Below are 21,511 nucleotides of genomic sequence, written 5' to 3' on the forward strand. Positions count from 1 at the left end.
CCAATGGCGAGTTACGACAGTGCCGAGGACATCCTGGCGCAGGTCCACTTCGACCACTCGGGGCTTGTCCCTGCCATCGCGCAGGATGCGACCACCCACGAGGTCCTCATGCTCGCGTGGATGGACCGGGCGGCGCTGGAACGGACTCTCAGCACGGGAGCAGCGACCTACTTCAGTCGCAGTCGTGCGCGGCAGTGGGTGAAAGGCGAGACGTCGGGGAACCGACAGCGGGTGGTGGCTGTGGCGCTGGACTGTGACGGCGACACGGTCTTGCTCACCGTCGAGCAGACCGGCCCGGCTTGTCACACCGGGACCCGGACGTGTTTCACGGATCGTGCGTTGGTGGTGCGCCCGTGATCGCCGATGGCGCGGTCACGCCCGACTTGAGGCAGTTTCGCAACACGGCCCGCGACCGCCGGGTCATCCCGGTGGTCCGAACCGTCTTCGCCGACGGGCTCACCCCCGTCGCCGTGTACCGGGCGTTGGCCCACGAGCGCCCCGGGACATTCCTGCTGGAGTCCGCCGAACATGGCCAATGGGCCCGCTACTCCTTCGTGGGTGTCAACAGCGCGGCGATGTTGACCGCGGACGGGACCCGGGCCCGCTGGGTCGGCCGGGTTCCGGCGGGACTCCCCACCGAAGGTGCGGCTCTGGACGTCCTGCGTGAGACGGTCGCTGCCCTCGCCACGCCGGCGCATCCGCATCTGCCACCGTTCACGTCGGGAATGGTCGGGTACCTGTCGTACGACGTCGTGCGACATTGGGAGCGCCTGCCGGACAACTCAGCGGACGAGTTGGGTCTGCCCGAACTCGGGATGCTGCTCGCGACGGACCTCGCGGTCGTCGATCACACCGACGGTTCGGTCACCTTGATCGCCAACGCGATCAACTTCGACGGTTCCCCGGACCGGGTGGACGATGCCTGGCGCGACGCGGTGGATCGCCTGGATCGAATGGTCGCGGATCTGGCGACAGCCGGACCCGAATCCGTGGTCACCTACGACGCGGCTGTCGAGCCGCAGCCGCGTGCTCGGACCGAACAGCGTGACTACCTCGCCGACGTCGACACGGTGAAGGAACACATCCGAGCCGGTGACGCATTCCAGGTGGTGCTGTCCCAACGTTTCGAGATCGCCAGTCCTGCCCCTGCCCTCGATGTCTATCGCGTGCTGAGGGCGACCAACCCGAGCCCCTACATGTACTTGATCCGGCTGCCTGATCCGGACAACCCGCAGGCAGGTTCGGGATGGGACATCGTGGGATCTTCACCCGAGGCCCTGGTCACGGTCGCCGACAACCACTGCACGATGCACCCGATCGCCGGGACACGCCCGCGCGGGCGCGATCCCGAGCACGACGCGCGACTGGCCGAGGATCTCCTCGCCGACGACAAGGAACGCGCGGAGCACCTGATGCTCGTCGACTTGGGGCGCAACGATCTCGGCCGGGTCTGTGCCGCCGGGTCGGTCGAGGTGGTTGAGTTCATGGCTGTCGAGCGCTACAGCCACGTCATGCACCTCGTGTCCACCGTCGTCGGAAGCCTGGCCCCCGGGCGAACCGCGTTCGACGCGTTGGCTGCGACATTCCCCGCCGGCACACTGTCGGGGGCTCCGAAACCTCGGGCGATGGAGATCATCGCCGAGCGTGAACCCGTACGCCGCGGGCTTTACGGCGGCGCGGTGGGTTATCTGGACTTCGCGGGCGGGTCGGACACCGCCATTGCCATCCGTACCGCATTGATCCGCAACAATGTGGCGTACGTGCAGGCAGGGGCCGGTTTGGTGGCCGACTCCGACCCCACGCGCGAAGATCAGGAATGCCGTGACAAGGCCGCGGCTGTCCTGAAGGCTGTTGCGGTGGCAGCGACCATGGTGCCGGTCCCCTCGGACGAGGAATAGCCGGGCCCGAGAAGTCAGAGGAACCTGAGAACTGAGCCCGAGGAGAGAGAAACAGAGAATGAGCGAACACAAGCACGGCAATACGCCCGCGGCGTGGACCGCGGTGATCATCATGATGATCTCGTTCCTGATCGGGACCATCGCGGTGGTACTGGCCAACTGGCCGCTGTTCTGGATCGGTGGTGTCGCGCTCTTCGTGATCGGAGCCATCGTCGGCCGGGTCATGGCCGGAATGGGATACGGCAAGACCCCCAAACCTGCCACCACCGGCGACTGACACGTGCGTGGTCTGGTTCTCGTCGTCGAGGACGAACCGGCGATCCGCGACCTGATCCGACTCTACCTGTCCAGGGACGGCTTCGGCGTCGTTACCGCCGACTCGGGCGAGCAAGCGCTCATCGAGGTCCGAGATCGGCACCCGGTGGCGGTGGTCCTCGATGTGGGTCTTCCCGGTATCGACGGCACAGAAGTATGTCGCCGCATGCGGGCTGACAACGACTGGACCCCGGTGTTGTTCTGCACCGCACGCGACGACGAGGTCGACCGGGTCCTCGGGCTGGAACTGGGTGCGGACGACTACATCACCAAACCCTTCAGCCCGCGGGAACTCGTCGCCCGTGTCAAGGCCGCAGTCCGGCGGGCGGCCGGTCCGGAGAGTGCGGCAGCGGTCCTGGAACTGGGAGAGGTCCGCATCGACCGGTCCGCACGCGAGGTGACGGTCGCCGGGCGACCCATCGTTCTGACCGCAACGGAATTCGATCTGCTCACCCACCTGGTGGCCCATCCCGGCAAGGTGTACAGCCGCGACGAGCTGCTGTCCGAGGTGTGGGGCTACTCCGCCGGCGCCGGCACCCGCACCGTCGACGTCCATGTCGCACAGGTCAGGGGCAAACTGGGGGCGGCGTCCCCCATCCGGACCGTGCGCGGGGTCGGCTATGCCGCGGCCGACCCGGGTCCCCAGTGAGCGAAGCTCAGCCCACGAGCAAATTCGGCGCCCTCGATTCCCTGTCCGGGCGCACCGTACTGCTGAGCATCGTCATCGCGCTGATCGCGGCAGTCGTCACTGTCGCAGTCTCGATCCCGCTGATCAACGGCGCCGCCCAGGCCCAGGCGGAGGCCACATTGAACCGGGTCGCCGAGATCACCGTCGCCGCACTGCAGCGGCCCGGCTCCACCGACTCTCCGCAGCGGCTGCGCGATCTGCTGGCATCGCAGCAGATCTCCGCCTACCTGATCGGACCGGATCTCGAACCCGCCCCGGGACTGACTTTCGCCGACCAGCAGGCGGTGCGGTCCGGGTCCGAACTGAACAGCGAGGTCTCCATCGCGGGAGTCGACTACCTGGCCGCCGCACGGCCCGTGAACAGTGGATACGCCGTCGTCCTGCTCGCCCCCGTGGACAACGTCGTCGAGCCGGCTTCCCAGGCGTTGCGTCGGCTCCTCGCCGCCGTCCTTGTCGGAGTAGCGGTGGCGTCGGTGATCGGGTATCTGGTGTCCCGGCGCCTGACCCGACCATTGCGCCAGTTCGCGGACACCGCCCGCGCCTTGTCAGCGGGCGAGCGAGGTGTGCAAGTCGCTGCCACAGGACCGCGCGAGATCGCGGAGATCGCGCAGTCGCTCAATGGATTGTCGGATGCACTCGACGCCAGCGAAGGCAGGCAGCGACAGTTCCTGCTGTCGGTGTCGCACGAGCTTCGGACTCCGCTGACCGCGATCCACGGATACGCGGAGGCCCTGGCCGACGGAATGGTCGACGAACGTGATGTGCCGGCGACGGCGCGGGTCATGCAGGCCGAGTCGGAACGGTTGGATCGCCTCGTCGCCGACCTGCTGGACCTGGCGCGTCTGGGCGCGGTCGATGTTGCGATCGAACCGATCGACATCGATCTGACCGAACTCGCCACTCAGGCGGCGCAGGTGTGGCGCGACCGGTGCTTGCGAGTGGGTGTGCGGTTCACTGCCGAGCTTCCGACGCGGCCTGTGGTCGTCCGAGCAGATCCCGTGCGCACGCGACAGATCATCGACAACCTGGCCGAGAACGCCCTGCGCGTGACTCCGGCCGGTCAAGCCATCGTCTTGTCAGTGACCCCGTGGGGGCCGTGGGGCGCGGTCACGGTACGCGATGGTGGACCCGGGCTCACCGACGACGATCGGGCCGTCGCGTTCCAACCGGCGGCGCTCTACGCGAGGTATCGCGGGGTACGTACGGTCGGCTCGGGCGTCGGGTTGGCCCTCGTCGGTGAGTTGGCGCGCCGGATGGGTGGATCCGCCCAGGTCGGAGTGGCACCCGAAGGTGGTGCCGCGTTCACGGTTCTGGTTCCGCTCGCGTCGTGATCCGGGATCCGGGACAAGCCCGCCCAAGCCCGGTTGCCGCCTGACGCGGGAGCGCCGTTAGGGTTGGCGCTTGGGAGGCAACACGTGACAGTGCTGGATGACATCCTCGACGGCGTGCGCGCCGATGTGGATCGTCGCATGGCGCACACCTCCCTCGACGAACTCAAGGAACGATCCTCGGCCACTCCTCGGCCACGCGATGCCACCGCCGTGCTGCGTGGTGATGGGGTCAAGGTCATCGCCGAGGTGAAGCGGGCCAGTCCCAGCCGCGGGCACCTCGCTGACATCCCCGACCCGGCGGAACTGTCGCGGGCCTATGAGGCGGGCGGCGCCCACATCATCAGCGTGCTCACCGAAGAACGCCGTTTCGCCGGTTCGCTGGACGACTTGGTGGCCGTGCGGGCCGCCGTCGACATCCCCTTGCTGCGCAAGGACTTCGTCATCACCTCCTACCAATTGTGGGAGGCCCGCGCCGCGGGTGCTGATGTGGTGCTCCTGATCGTGGCGGCGCTCGAGCAGGACGCGCTGGTCAGCCTCATCGAGCGCACGTCTTCGCTGGGCATGACGCCGCTGGTGGAGGTCCACGACGAGTGGGAAGTCGAGCGTGCTGTCTCCGCGGGGGCGCGCATCATCGGTGTCAACGCGCGCAATCTCAAGACCCTCGAGGTCGACCGGAACACTTTCGCGCGGGTGTCTCCGGTGATCCCCGACGAGTGCGTGCGCATCGCCGAATCAGGCGTGCGGGGTCCCCGCGATCTGCTCGCTTACGCAGCGGAGGGCGCCGATGCGGTGTTGGTCGGCGAGAGTCTGGTCACCGGCGGCGACCCGGTCGCTGCGGTCCACGATCTCGTGACTGCCGGGGCGCATCCGTCGCTCAGTCGGGAATGACCGTGGCCTCCCTGACCGACAAGTTCGGCGAGTACGGTGGCCGGTTCGTGCCCGAGGCCCTGACCTTCGCACTGGACGAACTCGCGGCTCAGTTCCTGGCCGCCACCGCGGACCCCGACTTCACCGGCAGACTGGACGCCCTCAACCGCGACTACGTCGGTCGTCCGAGTCCGCTCACGGAGGTGCCGGGTTTCGCGGCGCACTGTGGTGGTGGCCGAGTGTTCCTGAAGCGTGAGGATCTCAATCACACAGGTAGCCACAAGATCAACAATGTCCTCGGACAGGCCCTGCTGACCGAGCGTATGGGGAAGAAGCGAGTCATCGCGGAGACCGGCGCGGGACAGCATGGAGTCGCCACGGCGACGGCGGCCGCCCTCCTGGGGCTGGACTGCACCGTGTACATGGGGGAAGAGGACACCCGGCGCCAGGCCCTCAACGTCGCGCGCATGAAGATGCTGGGTGCCACCGTCGTCCCGGTCACGGCCGGCACGCGGACGCTGAAGGACGCCATCAACGAAGCCATGCGCGACTGGGTCACCAACGTGGCCGACACCCACTACTTGCTGGGCACGGTGACCGGCCCGGCGCCGTTCCCCTCGATCGTGCGGCATTTCCAATCGGTGATCGGTCGCGAGGCTCGCGCCCAGATCATCGAGCGCATCGGTCGCCTGCCCGATGCAGCGGTCGCCTGCGTGGGTGGCGGGAGCAACGCCATCGGACTGTTCAGCGCGTTCCTGGACGACCCCGCGGTAGCACTGTTCGGATTCGAGGCCGGGGGCCATGGTGTTGCCAGCGGCCGACACTCGGCGCGCTTCGAAGGGGGAGCGCCGGGAGTCCTGCACGGCACTCGGACCTACATCATGCAAGATGAATTTGGTCAGACCGTCCCCTCCTACTCCATCAGCGCCGGACTGGACTACCCCGGCATCGGGCCGGAGCACGCGCACCTGTACGACCGGGGCCGGGCCACCTACGAATCGGTCACCGACGATGAGGCGATGGCCGCCTTCGAGTTGCTGTGCCGAACCGAAGGGATCATTCCGGCGCTCGAGACCGCCCATGGACTCGCGGGTGCCCTGCGGGTGGGCCAGCGGCTCGGGCCGCGGGCAGCGATGATCGTCAACCTGTCGGGGCGCGGTGACAAGGACATGGCCACGGCTGCCGAGTACTTCGGCCTGACGGCGCAGGACCAACCGTGACGACCGTTGCCGACGCCTTCGCCCGCGCCCGCGCCGCGGATCGGGCTGCCCTGATCGCCTATCTTCCCGCCGGGTTCCCCGATCATGCGACGTCGGTGCGCATCATCGAGGCCATGATCGATGCCGGAGTCGACATGGTCGAGGTCGGCATCCCGTACTCGGATCCGCTCATGGACGGGCCTGTCATCTGCGCCGCAGCGGAACAAGCACTGCAGCAGGGCACCACGACCGACGACGCACTCGATGTCGTGGCCGCCGTCGCGGGGCGTGGCGCGGCCATCGTCATGATGACGTACTGGAACTTGATCGACCGATATGGCCCGAGGCGCTTCGCCGATCGACTCGCGGCGGCCGGCGGCGCCGGCGTGATCACGCCGGACCTCACGCCCGAGGAGGGGGTCGACTGGGTCGCCGCCTGCGACGATCGCGGCTTGGCTCATGTGTTCCTCGCCGCTCCTTCGTCGACCGACGATCGGCTCGCGGTGGTCGCCAGTGCCACCAGTGGGTTCGTCTACGCCGCCTCATTGATGGGGGTCACGGGGGTGCAGCAGGCGGTCGGAAGCCAAGCGGCCGATCTCGTCGAGCGACTGCGGAGGGTCACTGCCACCCCGATCGCGGTGGGCATCGGAGTGTCCACCGCGGCCCAGGCCCACGATGTCTCCCAGTTCGCCGACGGTGTGATCGTCGGTTCGGCGTTCGTCCGGCGGGTCCTCGAGGCAACCGACGCCGACGCCGCCGTGGCGGCGGTCGGACAGTTCTCGCGGGAACTGGTCGCAGGCGTCGCCCGTCACAGCCGTTGAGCCCGGGTCACAGGAGAGTCACCATGCGCGGCGGCCGGGCTTTGTCCGCGTACAGTGGTGCGAGCCACTGAAGCCCCGGGCCGGCCAGACCGGTCCCGGGACCGACCAGCGAAGCACAGGGAGCAGTATCCGATGGCCACCCAGAAGCCCAAGAGCGCGCGCGAGAAGGCCGCCGAGGCTCGAGCCGCCGCCGAGGCTGCGGACAAGAGGCGCCGCCTGATCATCAACATCTCGATCGGCGCTGTGTTGGTTGTTGTCGTCGCGGCGTTGGTCGGCGGAGCATGGATCACGAGCCAGAACAACAAGAACGTCACGCAACCGAGTGCCGACGCCGCTGCCCCCGCGGGAGCATTCCCGGCGGACTCGCCGTACAAGTTCGGTGTCGAGTGGTCCGACGGGGTCACGGGGAAGCCCGTTCTCGAGATCTGGGAGGACTTCCAGTGTCCTGCCTGCCGTGACTTCGAGGCCGTATTCGGCCCCACCTTGCAGAAGGTCGCCGACAGTGGTGACGCCCAGGTGATCTTCCGCAGCACGTCGTTCCTCGACGGCAACTTCCCCGGCGATCACTCCAAGCGCGCGGCGGCTGCCTACGGCTGCGCGGTTGACGCTGGCAAGGGTGAGCAGTACCACGACATCCTCTATGCCAACCAGCCCGAGAACGAGGGCGACGGCTGGACCGACCAGCAATTGCTGTCGTTCGCCGAGCAGGCCGGGATCACTGGCGAAGCCAAGACCACGTTCGACAAGTGCCTGACCGATCGCACCTACGTCACGTGGGCCGTCAACGGCACCCAGGCCATGCAGGAGGCCGGAGTGTCCGGCACGCCCAGCCTCTACCTGAACGGTGTCGAGGTTTCCAATGAGGACCGCGCGACCCCGGAGGCGCTGCTGAAGGCGATCCAGGAAGCCGCCGCGAACCAGTGACCGCGGTGCTCGCGGCCCTGCCGACGTCCATTCCTAGCCCGGATCAGGGTGTCTGGAACCTTGGGCCGCTACCCGTGCGGGCTTACGCGCTGCTGATCATCGTCGGCATCCTGGTGGCAGTATGGGTGGGCAACCGACGATGGATCGCCCGCGGTGGGCAAGCAGGAACCGTGGCGGACATCGCCTTGTGGGCGGTGCCGTTCGGCATCGTCGGGGGTCGGCTCTATCACGTCATCTCCGACAACCAGCTCTACTTCGGGCCGGGTGGCTCCGGATGGGCCGGTGCCGTCCAGATCTGGCAGGGCGGCCTCGGCATCTGGGGGGCCGTGCTCGGCGGCGCGCTAGGCGCCTGGATCGGTTGCCGACGCAAAGGGATCCCGTTGCCACCGTTCGGCGACGCGATCGCCCCGGGGATCATCCTGGCCCAGGCGATCGGTCGGTTCGGCAACTACTTCAACCAGGAGTTGTTCGGTGCCCCCACCGACCTTCCGTGGGGTTTGGAGATCAGCCCGGTCAACCGTCCCGCCGGCTACGAGGTTTTCGAGACCTTCCACCCCACTTTTCTCTACGAAGCGCTGTGGAACCTCGCGGTGTTCGCCGTCCTGCTGTGGGCGGACCGGCGTTTCCGGATGGGCCACGGCCGGGTGTTCGCGCTGTACGTCGCGCTGTACTGCCTCGGTCGGGTCTGGATCGAGATGCTGCGCATCGATACTGCCAACACCGTGCTCGGCCTGCGGCTGAACGTCTGGACGGCGGTCATCGTCGGGGTCGGCGCCCTGCTGTACCTGGTGATCAGCGCCCGACTGCGCCCCGGGCGGGAGTCTGCCGCCGAGCTCCAACCGCACGGCTCGCCCGGCCAACAGAAGTCGAGCCGACGCCGACCCCGACTCCGGGGATGTGCCGTCAGGGGGCCGTGGTTCGGTCGAGGGTGCTGGGTCGGCGGAAGGCTCCGGGTCCTCCGGGGCCAAGCCCCCGCGTAGCGGCTGACTGTCGCCACAAGCAGGGGCTCATCCGTTCGCTTGGAGCGGCTGTGGACTCGTCAGAGCCTCGGTGTGGGGGTTATGATCCCGATAGCCGCGGGCCAACGTCGTCCCGCGGGCCAGCCCGGTGATCACATCGCCGGTTTCCCGCCCGCCGGACGACTGAAGGTAGCCCATGATGCACGCGGCTTTCCCCCCTCCTCAGGGTCTCTACGACCCCCGGCACGAACGCGATGCCTGCGGCGTGGCCTTCGTCGCCACGTTGACCGGTGCCCCGAGCCACGACATCGTCGCCAAGGCGCTGACGGCGTTGGCGAACCTGGAGCATCGAGGGGCCTCCGGTTCCGAGCCTGACTCCGGTGACGGGGCAGGAATCTTGACCCAGGTTCCCGACGCGTTCTTCCGTGCCGTCGTCGACTTCGATCTGCCGGTGGCGGGGGAGTACGCGGTCGGGACGGCGTTCCTGCCCTGCGATGACGACGGGCTCGGATCGACCTTCCTCCCGGCGGCCGACGACCTGTGCGCCCAGTCCGTCGCCGACATCGAGGAGATCGCGGCCGACGAGGGTCTGACGGTGCTGGGGTGGCGCGATGTGCCCACCGATCCGTCCTTGGTGGGGCGCACGGCGCGCAGCGTCATGCCCCGATTCCGGCAGCTCTTCGTCTCCCGGCCCGGATTGTCCGGCCTGGAACTCGACCGGCTGGCGTTCTGCCTGCGCAAGCGCGCTGAGCGTGAGACCGACGTGTACTTCCCATCCCTGTCGTCTCGCACGATCGCGTACAAGGGCATGCTGACCACCGCGCAACTGCCGGCCTTCTACCCCGATCTGACCGACGAGCGGTACGCCTCCGCCATCGGACTCGTGCACTCCCGGTTCTCCACCAACACTTTCCCGTCGTGGCCCTTGGCACACCCGTACCGGCTCATCGCCCACAACGGTGAGATCAACACAGTGATGGGCAATCGCAACTGGATGCGGGCTCGGGAAGCCATGCTCACGTCGGATCTGATTCCGGGCGACCTCACGCGGTTGTTCCCGATCTGCACCCCCGGCGCGAGCGACTCCGCATCATTCGACGAAGTCCTCGAGTTGCTGCACCTCGGGGGCCGTTCGCTGCCGCACGCGGTCTTGATGATGATCCCGGAGGCGTGGGAGAACCACACCGACATGGACCCCGCACGACGGGCGTTCTACGAGTTCCACGCCACCTTCATGGAGCCGTGGGATGGGCCCGCCAACGTGTCCTTCACCGATGGCACCGTCATCGGGGCCGTCCTCGATCGCAATGGTCTGCGACCCGGACGGTTCTGGGTCACCGACGACGGCCTGGTCGTATTGGCGTCCGAGGCCGGGGTGCTGGAGCTGGATCCGGCCACGGTGGTCCGCAAGGGTCGACTGCAGCCGGGCCGGATGTTCCTGGTCGACACCGCCGCCGGACGCATTCGCGAGGACGACGAGATCAAGTCGGAACTGGCGGGCGAGGCGCCTTATGAGGACTGGCTGCGCAACGGCATCATCCACCTCGATGACCTGCCCGACCGCGAGCACATCGTCTACACCCGCGAGTCCGTACTGCGTCGCCAGCAGACCTTCGGATACACCGAAGAAGAGGTCCGGATCCTGGTGGCCCCGATGGCCCGCGCCGGTGCCGAGCCGATCGGGTCAATGGGCACCGATACCCCAATCGCGGCAATCAGTGATCGCCCCCGGCTGTTGTTCGACTACTTCTCCCAGTTGTTCGCCCAGGTGACCAATCCGCCCCTCGACGCGCTGCGCGAGGAGATCGTGACCTCACTGGGTACCACCATCGGCCCGGAGGGGAACGTCCTCGAGGCCGTCCCCGGGCACTGTCGTCAGGTACGCCTGCCGTTCCCCGTCATCAACAATGACGATCTGGCCAAGATCCGGAACATCAATGCCGATGGCAACATGCCGGGTCTGGCGGCGGCGCGGGTGTCAGGCCTGTACCGCGTGAGCGGCGGTGGCGAGGCGCTGCGCCGTCGGCTCGACGAGATCTGTCGGGAAGTCGACGCCGTCATCCGTCAGGGCAAGCGGTTCATCATCTTGTCCGACCGCGATTCCACCGGTGAACTCGCGCCGATCCCGTCGCTGTTGCTGACCTCCGCTGTGCATCACCACTTGGTCCGCGAGAAGACCCGCACCATGGTCGGCATCATCGTGGAGGCCGGTGATGTCCGCGAGGTCCATCACGTGGCCCTGCTCATCGGCTACGGGGCCGCCGCGGTGAACCCCTACCTGGCGATGGAGACCGCCGAGGGGCTCGCCCGGCGCGGGATGCTGGGCGATATCGCCCCGGAGACCGCCGTGCGCAACCTGGTCAAGGCGCTCGGCAAGGGGGTGCTCAAGGTCATGTCCAAGATGGGCGTGTCCACGGTGTCCTCCTACTGCGGGGCTCAGATCTTCGAGGCCATCGGACTGTCGGCTGTCCTGGTCGACCAGTACTTCACTGGCACCACCTCCAAACTTGGTGGTGTCGGGCTCGAGGTGATCGCCGAGGAAGTCGCTCGGCGGCACCGCGTGGCCTACCCACCCAGCGGGATCTCGCCGGCACATCGGCGGCTCGCGGTCGGGGGCGAGTACCAGTGGCGTCGGGAAGGTGAACCACATCTGTTCGACCCAGAGACGGTGTTCCGCCTCCAGCACTCCACCCGTGAGAAGAACGCCGACATCTTCCGCGAGTACACCGACCAGGTTGATCAGCAGGCGCAACGCCTGATGACGCTGCGCGGACTGTTCGAGTTCCGCGTCGGGATCCGCGAGCCGATCCCCCTGGAGGAGGTCGAGCCGGCGACCGAGATCGTGAAGCGGTTCTCGACAGGGGCCATGTCGTACGGCTCAATCTCGGCGGAGGCGCACGAGATGCTGGCCATCGCCATGAACCGGATCGGGGCCAAGTCCAACACCGGCGAAGGTGGCGAGGACCCGGAGCGGTTCCTGCCGATGTCCAACGGCGACTCGCGCCGCAGCGCCATCAAGCAGGTCGCGTCGGGACGGTTCGGAGTGACCAGCGAGTATCTGGTCAACGCCGACGACATCCAGATCAAGATGGCCCAGGGCGCGAAGCCCGGCGAAGGCGGGCAACTGCCCGGCCACAAGGTCTACCCGTGGGTGGCGCGCACCCGGCACTCGACCCCGGGTGTCGGGCTGATCTCCCCGCCCCCGCATCACGACATCTACTCCATCGAAGATCTCGCGCAACTGATCCACGACCTGAAGAACGCCAACAACCGCGCCCGGATCCACGTCAAACTCGTGTCCGAGGTCGGGGTGGGGACCGTGGCCGCGGGCGTGAGCAAGGCGCACGCGGACGTCATCCTGATCTCCGGGCACGACGGCGGCACCGGCGCCTCCCCGCTGACCTCCTTGAAACACGCCGGTGCGCCGTGGGAGCTCGGGCTTGGCCGAGACGCAGCAGACGCTGCTGCTGAATGGCCTTCGGGACCGCGTGGTGGTCCAGACCGACGGCCAGTTGAAGACCGGCCGCGATGTCGTGATTGCCGCGCTGCTCGGGGCCGAGGAGTTCGGATTCTCGTCGGCGCCGCTGGTCGTCATGGGCTGCGTCATGATGCGTGTGTGCCACCTGGACACCTGCCCTGTCGGAATCGCGACCCAGAATCCGACACTGCGGGAGCGCTTCACCGGTCGGGCCGACCATGTCGTCAACTTCTTCATGTTCATCGCCGAACAGGTCCGGCAGTACCTCGCCGAACTGGGGTTCCGGACCCTGGAGGAGGCCGTCGGGCACGCTGAGATGCTGGACACGAGCAAGGCGATCCACCACTGGAAGGCCGATGGCCTGGATCTGAGCCCGATCCTGCACGTTCCCGCGGTGGATCATCCACGCCACCACGTCGTCGCACAGGACCACGGCCTGGCCGCGGCGTTGGACAACCAACTCATCACGATGTGTGCCGATGCCATCGAGCGCGGTGAGCCGGTGCGTGCCCAGGTCCCGATCCGCAATGTGCATCGCACCGTGGGGACGATGCTCGGCGCCGAGATCACCCGGGCGCACGGGGGTGCGGGCCTGCCGGACGGCACAGTGGACCTCACCTTCATCGGTTCAGCCGGGCAGTCCTTCGGCGCGTTCGTCCCGACCGGGGTCACGCTGCGTCTGGAGGGTGACGCGAACGACTACGTCGGCAAGGGTCTGTCGGGTGGCCGCATCGTGGTGCGCCCCGACCGCGCCGCGCCCTTCGTGGCGGCTGACCACATCATCGCGGGCAACGTGATCGGCTACGGAGCCACCGGTGGCGAGATCTTCCTCCGCGGGCGCGTCGGGGAGCGGTTCTGCGTCCGCAACTCCGGTGCGACCGCCATCGTCGAAGGGATCGGCGACCACGGCTGCGAGTACATGACCGGGGGACGCGTCGTGGTCCTCGGCCCCACGGGACGCAACTTCGCGGCCGGTATGTCAGGTGGCACCGCCTACCTGCTGGATCCCGACCCGTTGCGCATCAACCAGGAGATGGTCCGCCTCGAGCCATTGGACGACGAGGATCGCGAGTTCGTGCTCGACACGATGCGCAAACACGTGGAAGAGACGGAGTCCCAGGTCGCGGCGGAGCTGCTGGCCGATCCCGAGGCGGCACTGGAGCGATTCGGCAAGGTCATGCCGATCGACTACAAGCGAGTGCTGCAGGCCCGGGCCCGCGCCGAACTCGAAGGCCGCGATCCGATCAAGGCAGTGATGGAGGCGAGCAATGGCTGATCCGCGCGGATTCTTGAAAGCCGACCGCGAGTTGCCCCAGCGACGACCCGTCGATGTGCGCATCCGCGACTGGCGCGAGGTGTATGAAGAGTTCGAGGACGACCGACTGCAGACCCAGGCGGGGCGCTGCATGGATTGCGGCATTCCCTTCTGCCACAACGGCTGCCCGCTGGGCAACCTCATCCCCGAGTGGAACGATCTCGTGTGGCGCGGCGAATGGCGCATCGCGTCCGAACGACTCCATGCGACGAACAACTTCCCCGAGTTCACGGGACGGTTGTGCCCCGCTCCCTGCGAAACTGCCTGTGTCCTCGGGATCAACCAGCCCGCGGTGACCATCAAGCAGGTCGAGGTGTCGATCATCGACAAGGCCTGGGAAGAAGGCTGGGTCGCCCCTCAGGTTCCGGCTCGCCTGTCAGGTCGGACTGTGGCTGTGATCGGCTCCGGTCCGGCGGGACTGGCCGCGGCGCAACAACTGGCCCGCGCCGGGCACACGGTCGCGGTGCTGGAGCGTGCTGATCGCATCGGTGGGCTGCTGCGCTACGGCATTCCCGAGTTCAAGATGGAGAAGCGCCACCTGGATCGCCGGTTGGCGCAGATGGAGGCCGAAGGTGTGCGATTCCGGCCCGAACACCTTCGTCGGTCGCGACATCACCGGTGAGGAGGTCCGCGCTCGATACGACGCTGTCGTCCTCGCAGTTGGTGCGACGCAGTGGCGCGACCTCCCGGTCCCGGGCCGGGAACTGGCGGGTGTCCACCAAGCCATGGAGTTCCTTCCGCTGTCCAACCGGGTCTGTGAGGGAGACACGGAACGCGCCGAGATCGATGTCAACGGCAAGCATGTCGTGATCATCGGCGGGGGTGACACGGGTGCCGACTGTCTCGGTACCTCACACCGGCAGGGGGCTGCGTCGGTCACCCAGTTGGAGATCCTCCCGCATCCTCCCGACGACCGGCCCGCGGGCCAGCCGTGGCCGACCTATCCCATGACGTACCGCGTCAGTAGCGCCCACGAGGAGGGCGGCGAGCGTCTGTACTCGGTGTCCACCCAGAGATTCGTCGACGACGGCAACGGCCGCGTCACTGCGTTGGAACTCACCGAGGTGGAGTGGATCGACGGCCGATTCGAGCCGGTCGAGGGCAGCGTGCGCCAGATCCCGGCTGACTTCGTCTTCCTCGCGATGGGATTCACGGGGGTCGAAGCCGATCCATGGGTGGAGCAGTTCGGAGTCGAACTGGACGGCCGGGGCAACGTGGTGCGCGCCGACGACTACAGCACCGAGGCCCGGGGGGTGTTCGTGGCGGGTGACGCCGGCCGGGGCCAGTCCCTGATCGTCTGGGCAATTGCCGAGGGTCGCGCCGCTGCCGCATCTGTCGACGCCTACCTGACCGGCAGCTCGAATCTGCCGGTGCCGATCCCTGCCTCCGCCCGGCAACTGACGGTCTGACTGGTGAGCGCCGCCGACCAACTGCCTGATCAGTTGCCCGAACCGGAGTCGGACTCCGTGGTGGCGGAGATGTCGCGCATGGACCGTGCCCTGTACGCGGCGGTTGCCACGACCCCCACACCTCGGCTCGACAAGGTGCTCAGAGATCTGACCCGAACCGCGGACAAGTCGGTGCTCTGGTTCGGTATCGCCGGTGCTCTGGCACTGGCCGGGGGTGACAGAGGGCGCCGCGCCGCACTGACCGGGGTGGCATCGATCGGGGCGGCCAGTCTCGGCGTGAACGTCGGCGTGAAGACCGTCTTCCGACGCAGGCGTCCCGACCGCCCGGATCCCGTGAAGCACCGATTTGTGCCCATGCCGCGCTCGACGTCATTCCCCTCCGGTCACTCCGCCTCGGCTTTCGCATTCGCGCAGGGAGTGTCTTCCGTGCTTCCCGCGGCCTCCGTACCGCTGCACCTGGCTGCGGTACTGGTCGCCTACTCGCGCGTTCACACCGGTGTGCACTACCCCGGTGACGTCGTGATCGGATCACTGATCGGGATCGTCACCGGTGGCGCCGTCGGGCGGCTGCTGCGCTCCCGGGCCTTGCCCGGCATCGCATCTCCGCGTCCGTCCGGGCTTCGCAGCGCCAGCGTGTGAGCCGGCCGAGCGCGGAGGTCAACCGCCCGCGGGTACCTCGGCCTTCGCCGGAGTTTCCGGGTGGTCGGCATCATCGGAGTCCGCGCTCTCATCGTCGGCGACGTCGTGGCGTTTCACGTAGATGCCGAGCAGTGCGAGCAACATGGCCATGACCGGAACCGCGAGGAATGCACCCGCGACGCCGAACAGCGCCGCGCCGAGCATGACCGAGGCGAAGGCGACCGCCGGGTGCACGTCCACGGCTCTCGCGCTGATCTTGGGTTCGATGGTGAGGTTCTCCACCTGCTGGTAGAGCAGCGCCCACGCGAGGGCCAGGATCCCGACAATGGGTCGTCCGCTGGTGAGCCCCACCACCACGGGCAGAACGATCGAGATGTAGGTACCGATCGTGGGCACGAATTGCGCCACGATCCCCGTCCACAGGGCCAACGGGAGCCAGTACGGCATCCCGATCAAAAGGAACACCACGGCGGTGGTCGCCGAGTTGATCGCGGCGAGAACCACTCGAGCACCCACGTAGCCACCCGTCTTGGTGGCGGTGATGTCCCAGACGTTGAGGACCACACCTTGAATCCGGGCGGGGAACAGACTCGCGAACCAACGACGCAGGCGCGGCCCGTCAGCCGACAGGTAGAAGGTGATCAGCCCGAACGTGAAGACGGAGAAGAATCCGCTGGCCACGGAGCCGAGGATCGTCAGAGCCTGACCGGCGATCTGGGTCGCCAGTTGCTGCGCCTTGGCGGCATCGAACCCGATCGAGGACTTGATCGAATCGACACTCAGGGACAGGTCAAAGGTCGAGTTCGCCCACGTGATGATCGCATCGATGGCGTTCGGCAACGCAGTCACGATTGCGGTCAGTTGCTCGACGAACAATGCTCCGAACGCCATCAGGAACAAGACCGCGAACACGATGAACGCCACCATCACGCTGAGAGTGGCCAATCCGCGAGGCATGAAGCGTGCGAGCCGATCCACGGCCGGCGCCATGGCGATGGAAGCGAACCACGACATCAGGACGGTGAAGATGACGCTGCCGCCGTCGTCGAGGATGAACCACAAGAAGCGTGCCAGCGCGAACGCAGCGATCAGGACGAGGCTGATGCGCCAGATATTGCCCGGGTCCATCAATATGGTCCGGCCCCGGGCGGCGCTGCTCGGAGCCTCAGGTGCCACCGCCTCGACGGTTGCCTCGGAACTGTCGGTCATACTTCTCCTCGGTGATCCGCTCCCGGCGATTCCTCCGGGGGTGATCCGCCCCGGCTGATCCCATGCGCGATCGCGCACCAGGGTACGGGAGCCTGGCAGGTGCAGACGGCCATCCCTCGAAAGACGGCCATTCCTCGAATAGGGGTGACGTCCTGCGGGCCGCAGTCGCCGGGTGGCAGGATTCCGGGCGACAGTGAGATGACGACGGAGAATCGAGACGAGACGTGCCAGTGCCGACGACATTGCATCGCGTTCAGGCGATCCTGGCGCTCATCTGTGCGGCGATCCTCGTGGCCCTCGTGGTCGTGCTGCTGTTGTCCAGCCCCGCCGCCCTGCTCATCGCTCTGTTGGGACTGGCGCTCACCGGAGGTGGCGCGTGGTGGCTGGTCACGGAACGGATGCCGCGTCGCGCGATCGGTGCCGCCGGACTCATCATCGGTCTTGTCGTGGTGGCCGGGGCGATCGTCCTTGTCGTGGTCGGTTTCGACGGCCGGGTCGCCGCCATCATCGCCATCGTGATCCTGGCCGCCGCGGCAGCGGCTCAGGCCCGGCTCGCACTCGTCGCGGGCCTGCACGACAGCGACAGATCCATCGCCGCAGCGCCCAGCAAGCCGGTCTTGATCGCCAACCCCAAGTCCGGCGGCGGAAAGGTGGAGAAGTTCGACCTCACAGATCTGGCGCAGCAGTTCGGAGTGGAAGTCGTCCTGCTGAATCCGGGCGATGACCTCGAACAGTTGGCACGAGACGCGATCGCCCGCGGTGCAGACTGTCTCGGGATGGCCGGCGGTGACGGTTCCCAGGCGCTGGTGGCAGCCGTTGCCACCGAGCACGATCTTCCGTTCGTCTGCATTTCCGCGGGTACGAGGAATCACTTCGCGCTGGACCTGGGGCTGAATCGCGACGATCCCCGCGAGGGCATGATCGCGTTCCGGGAGGGTGTCGAGCGGCGCATCGACTACGCGACAGTCGGGGATCGTCTGTTCGTGAACAACGTCTCGATGGGGGTGTACGCCACGATTGTCCAGCAGGACTCTTATCGGGATGCGAAACTCGAGACGTCCAAGGAACTCCTGCCGACGCTGCTCGGCAGCGAACAGCAACCCTTCGACTTGCAGTTCACCGCATCCGACGGCACCAAGGTCGACGGAGCCTTCCTGATCCTGGTGTCCAACAACCCCTATGTGCTGGGCCCCAAACTCGACGTATCCCAGCGGCGCAGTCTGACCACAGGTGAACTCGGTGTCTTCGCGGTGAACGCGTCGTCCGGCGCGGAGGCGGCTGCGCTCGTGGCTCGCTCGACGGTGGGCCTCGGCGGCCGAGATCCCCACGTTCATCAGTTCACGACATCCGAGTTCGCCGTTCACTCGCGCTCCGGACGCGCGTTCGCTGGCGTCGACGGGGAGGCGCTGGATCTGGCAACCCCGTTGCTGTTCCGCAGCCATCCAGGCGGTCTGCGGATCAGAGTCCCGATCGACAGCGATCGGCGCCTGGCACGACGGCGGGCGCGTAATGTCGGCATCGGGGACCTGTTCCGGGTGGCCGCCGGCAAACCGATGAGTATTCGAGAATGAGGGACCGTCATGAGCCGTCAAGACCGCGCTACGGGCCGTCAAGACCCGACGAGAAGGAGCAACCATGACCGGTGACACCGTTCCACTGGGGCCCGGTCCCCAGTCACCTTCGGGAACCGACGCCCAGAAGCAGATCGAGCAACTCCAGGCAGAAGTCGATCGGCTGCGGGGGCAGTTGTCCGAGCAAAGCGGTCCCACGCCGAAACCGGCTCGGACCGGTAGTCGGTGGCGCAGTTTCTGGTCGGCCGTGCTCATCATCGTTGCCTGCATCATGGCGCCGCTGTCCGTGGTGGCGGTGTGGGCGCGTGGCGAGGTCACCGACACGGATCGATACGTCGCGACCGTAGCCCCGCTGGCCAGCGACCCCGCGGTGCAGCAGGCCGTCAGCGACCGGGTCAGCGACGAGTTGCTGGCACAGGTGGACATCCCTGCCCTGACGCAGGAGTTCGTCTCCGTCGTGAGCGACAATCGCAAGCTCACGCCCAGGCAAGAGGCGGCGCTGACCGCCTTGGAGGGCCCAGTCAACAGCGGCATCGAAGGCTTCATCCGCGACAAGGTGACCCAGGTCATCCAGTCGCCGCAGTTCGCGTCGGTGTGGACGCAAGCGAATACCCAGTTGCACATGGAGTTGAACTCAGTGCTGTCCGGCGAGAACAGCGGAGCGGTCTCCATCGAGGGGGACAAGCTGGTACTCAACGTCGGTGACGTGGTCGAACAGGTGAAGACCGAACTGGTGGCCGACGGGTTCTCCGTGGCCTCGAAGATTCCCGCGGTCGACGCCCAGATCGTGTTGGCGGAATCGAACAGCATCGCCGAAGCCCAGTCGGCCTACTCGGCCTTGAACACGATCGGCGTGTGGCTGCCGATCATCGCCGCGATCTTGGCCATCCTCGGAATCTTGGTGGCCAACACCAGCCGGAAGGCAGTCCTCGGACTCGGAATAGGACTGACCCTCGCGATGTTCGTCAGCGCCCTCGCGGTCGCGAGCCTGCGCGCGGGCCTGATCGCCGAACTCCCCGAAGCATCGAGCGCAGCGGCGGCCACAGCCATCCTCGATCAGGTCACTCTCTTCCTGCGTCAGGCCCTGTGGGCCGGATTCGCGGCCGGCATCGTGTTGATCCTCGCCGCGGTATTCACCGGTCCCAGCCGCTTCGCTACCGGTGTGCGCGGACTGTTCACCCGGGCCGCCGGCGCGATCCAGGGTCAGCTCGCCTCGTGGGGGGCGTCCATGGACTCGGTGCGGCATTGGGTCGCGGCCCAGGCGACGGGACTGCGGATCGCGGCGACCATCGCGGCGATCGCGATCATCATCATCCAGCGCTACAAGACCGTCGAGTTGATCCTCTGGACAACGGCGGGGCTCCTGGTCGTCCTGTTCATCATCCAGATCTTCGCGTCGGGTGAGCGCCTCGACAGTCCGGTCGAGGATGGCGAAGCCGGGGCAGGGGCGTCGACCTGAGCGGGGGTGATGAGGCGCTGATGTCTGGGGACGACACCACGGACGCAAGCGACGCGAGCGACGCGAGCGACGCGAACGGCACGAGCGCGGGGGCACCCGGTGGGGCCGGGATCGGTCGACTGCTCGGCCTGGCTGTCGCGATCGGCATTGTCGCTTCATTGCTGGCGGTGCTGTTCGTGACTGTCGAGCACGAACTGCAGGCATTGCTGTGGACACATCTTCCGGAGGCGCTGGGCTGGCAGACGGCTCCGGCGTGGTGGGTGTTCCTGTTGCTTCTGATCGGCGCCGTGCTCACTTGGGGCGCTCTCCAACTGCCCGGCCACGGCGGACACAGTCCGTTGGACGACATGTCGTTCGTGATCGATCCCCGCTTCCTCATCTCGGTGGTGTTCGCGGCGCTGGCGTCCCTGTCGTTCGGTGTCGTCCTCGGACCGGAGGGCCCTCTGCTCGCCATCGGGGCCGCTGCCGGGGCGGTACTCATGCGAGGCCAGGACGAGCAGGTGCGGCACCTGGGTATGGCGGCCGGCGCTGTCTCCGCGATGGGCCTGATCCTGGGCAATCCCTTGATCGCCATGATCCTGGTGCTCGAGGCGGCTGTGCTCAAGGGGAGCCCCGGTGGCAAACGCGCAATGATCGGGATCCTGCCGGTGTTGGTGGCGCTCGGATTCGGATACGTGATCCAGGTCGGTGTCGGTGACTGGGGTGGATTCGGCGAGTCCGTCCTCGCGGTGCCCGGGCTACCGCCATACCCCGACCTCCAGTTGGTGGATGTGGCGGTAGGGATTCCCGTCGCAGCTGTCGTCGCGATTCTGGCCGTGATCGCTGTCGGTGCCGGTGAGGTGTTTCGGGAGAAACTCCATGCCGGCAGCCTGACCGCTCTTGTCGTTGCCGCTCTGGTCGTCGCGACCGCCGCGGTCGTTGTGTCAGCCGTCACGGGGCAGACCACGGGCACCATCTTGTTCTCCGGGCAGAACGCCATCCCCGAGGTCCTCACGATCGGCACCGGATCCACGCTGATCGCCATCCTGATCGGCAAGACCATCGCGTACGCGGTGAGCCTCGGCAGTGGTTTCCGCGGCGGCAAGATCTTCCCAGCCGTCTTCCTCGGTGTTGGTGTCGGAGTGGCAGCATCCTTGCTGTCGGACGAGCTGAATATGTCCGCGCTGGTCGCAGCCGGTATGGCCGCTGCTACCGCAGCGGTGACCCGGTTGCCGGTCACCGCGACAACCCTGGCGGTGCTGTTGAGTTCGGCTGCCGGTCTGGCCGTCACCACCACCGCCATCGTCGGCGCCATCGTGGGGGTACTTGTGCGAGTCGCGCTCGACGCCCGCCGAGCCCCCGCAGCGGCTGACGTTCCGCCGGCGCAGCCTCACGGAGCCCCATCGTGAGACAAGACGCCGTGCGAGACTCATGAGCGCCGACGGCGGGT

18 protein-coding genes and 2 pseudogenes are annotated in these 21,511 nt (G+C 67.2%); 19 read left to right on the forward strand and 1 reads right to left on the reverse strand.

Features of this window, described 5'->3' with window-relative positions; translation table 11 throughout:
• Window positions 1-3 precede the first annotated feature (3 nt).
• From hisI to V9E98_09425, 16 genes and pseudogenes are all read left to right on the forward strand, one after another.
• Window positions 4-357: a phosphoribosyl-AMP cyclohydrolase gene (gene hisI, locus V9E98_09350; protein MEI2717187.1), complete on the forward strand. Its 354-nt coding sequence runs from the start codon at window positions 4-6 to the stop codon at window positions 355-357.
• Window positions 354-1,898: an anthranilate synthase component I gene (locus tag V9E98_09355; GenBank protein MEI2717188.1), complete on the forward strand. Its 1,545-nt coding sequence runs from the start codon at window positions 354-356 to the stop codon at window positions 1,896-1,898. Before hisI ends, V9E98_09355 begins: the two co-directional genes overlap by 4 nt.
• A 58-nt stretch (window positions 1,899-1,956) precedes the next feature.
• Complete coding sequence (locus tag V9E98_09360; protein MEI2717189.1) at window positions 1,957-2,175, forward strand: HGxxPAAW family protein; 219 nt, start codon at window positions 1,957-1,959, stop codon at window positions 2,173-2,175.
• A gap of 3 nt (window positions 2,176-2,178) precedes the next feature.
• A complete protein-coding gene (locus tag V9E98_09365) occupies window positions 2,179-2,862 on the forward strand; it encodes a response regulator transcription factor (GenBank protein MEI2717190.1) in 684 nt (227 codons plus the stop codon).
• A complete protein-coding gene (locus V9E98_09370) occupies window positions 2,859-4,232 on the forward strand; it encodes a HAMP domain-containing sensor histidine kinase (GenBank protein MEI2717191.1) in 1,374 nt (457 codons plus the stop codon). The genes V9E98_09365 and V9E98_09370 overlap by 4 nt, the downstream gene beginning before the upstream one ends.
• A gap of 84 nt (window positions 4,233-4,316) precedes the next feature.
• A complete protein-coding gene (gene trpC, locus V9E98_09375) occupies window positions 4,317-5,120 on the forward strand; it encodes an indole-3-glycerol phosphate synthase TrpC (GenBank protein ID MEI2717192.1) in 804 nt (267 codons plus the stop codon).
• A gap of 2 nt (window positions 5,121-5,122) precedes the next feature.
• Window positions 5,123-6,319: a tryptophan synthase subunit beta gene (gene trpB / locus V9E98_09380; GenBank protein MEI2717193.1), complete on the forward strand. Its 1,197-nt coding sequence runs from the start codon at window positions 5,123-5,125 to the stop codon at window positions 6,317-6,319.
• The gene (gene trpA, locus V9E98_09385) at window positions 6,316-7,119 is read left to right on the forward strand and encodes a tryptophan synthase subunit alpha (protein MEI2717194.1); all 804 of its coding nucleotides are present in this window, start codon (window positions 6,316-6,318) and stop codon (window positions 7,117-7,119) included. The genes trpB and trpA overlap by 4 nt, the downstream gene beginning before the upstream one ends.
• Before the next feature lie 132 nt (window positions 7,120-7,251).
• Window positions 7,252-8,043 carry a thioredoxin domain-containing protein gene (locus V9E98_09390; GenBank protein ID MEI2717195.1) on the forward strand — a complete coding sequence of 264 codons (792 nt, stop codon included), beginning with the start codon at window positions 7,252-7,254 and terminating at the stop codon, window positions 8,041-8,043.
• Window positions 8,040-9,023 carry a prolipoprotein diacylglyceryl transferase gene (gene lgt / locus V9E98_09395; GenBank protein ID MEI2717196.1) on the forward strand — a complete coding sequence of 328 codons (984 nt, stop codon included), beginning with the start codon at window positions 8,040-8,042 and terminating at the stop codon, window positions 9,021-9,023. Before V9E98_09390 ends, lgt begins: the two co-directional genes overlap by 4 nt.
• 178 nt (window positions 9,024-9,201) lie before the next feature.
• Window positions 9,202-12,387, forward strand: a pseudogene (gene gltB, locus V9E98_09400) (glutamate synthase large subunit).
• A gap of 106 nt (window positions 12,388-12,493) precedes the next feature.
• A pseudogene (locus tag V9E98_09405) lies at window positions 12,494-12,706 on the forward strand (glutamate synthase-related protein).
• Between the two features lie 9 nt (window positions 12,707-12,715).
• The gene (locus V9E98_09410; protein ID MEI2717197.1) at window positions 12,716-13,756 is read left to right on the forward strand and encodes a hypothetical protein; all 1,041 of its coding nucleotides are present in this window, start codon (window positions 12,716-12,718) and stop codon (window positions 13,754-13,756) included.
• Window positions 13,749-14,417 carry an FAD-dependent oxidoreductase gene (locus V9E98_09415; GenBank protein ID MEI2717198.1) on the forward strand — a complete coding sequence of 223 codons (669 nt, stop codon included), beginning with the start codon at window positions 13,749-13,751 and terminating at the stop codon, window positions 14,415-14,417. The genes V9E98_09410 and V9E98_09415 overlap by 8 nt, the downstream gene beginning before the upstream one ends.
• Window positions 14,368-15,204 (forward strand): FAD-dependent oxidoreductase, encoded by an 837-nt coding sequence (locus V9E98_09420; protein ID MEI2717199.1) that lies wholly within the window; start codon window positions 14,368-14,370, stop codon window positions 15,202-15,204. Before V9E98_09415 ends, V9E98_09420 begins: the two co-directional genes overlap by 50 nt.
• A gap of 3 nt (window positions 15,205-15,207) precedes the next feature.
• Entirely contained in the window at window positions 15,208-15,843 is a 636-nt protein-coding gene (locus V9E98_09425; protein ID MEI2717200.1) for a phosphatase PAP2 family protein, read from the forward strand.
• A gap of 18 nt (window positions 15,844-15,861) precedes the next feature.
• Here V9E98_09425 and V9E98_09430 read toward each other — a convergent pair whose 3' ends face one another.
• Window positions 15,862-17,052, reverse strand: coding sequence for an AI-2E family transporter (locus V9E98_09430; GenBank protein ID MEI2717201.1), 1,191 nt, complete (start codon window positions 17,050-17,052; stop codon window positions 15,862-15,864).
• Between the two features lie 224 nt (window positions 17,053-17,276).
• Here V9E98_09430 and V9E98_09435 point away from each other — a divergent pair, with 224 nt between their 5' ends.
• The 3 genes from V9E98_09435 to V9E98_09445 all read left to right on the forward strand — a co-directional run bounded on the left by V9E98_09435 (window position 17,277) and on the right by V9E98_09445 (window position 21,470).
• Window positions 17,277-18,623, forward strand: a complete 1,347-nt coding sequence (locus V9E98_09435) for a diacylglycerol kinase family protein (GenBank protein ID MEI2717202.1) — start codon at window positions 17,277-17,279, stop codon at window positions 18,621-18,623.
• Window positions 18,624-18,687: 64 nt separating this feature from the next.
• On the forward strand, window positions 18,688-20,082 hold the full coding sequence (locus tag V9E98_09440) for a hypothetical protein (GenBank protein ID MEI2717203.1): 1,395 nt from the start codon (window positions 18,688-18,690) through the stop codon (window positions 20,080-20,082).
• 20 nt (window positions 20,083-20,102) lie between these two features.
• Entirely contained in the window at window positions 20,103-21,470 is a 1,368-nt protein-coding gene (locus V9E98_09445) for a chloride channel protein (protein MEI2717204.1), read from the forward strand.
• Window positions 21,471-21,511 lie beyond the last annotated feature (41 nt).

The sequence above is a fragment of the Candidatus Nanopelagicales bacterium genome, from assembly GCA_037045355.1.
In the GTDB taxonomy this organism is placed as follows: domain Bacteria; phylum Actinomycetota; class Actinomycetes; order S36-B12.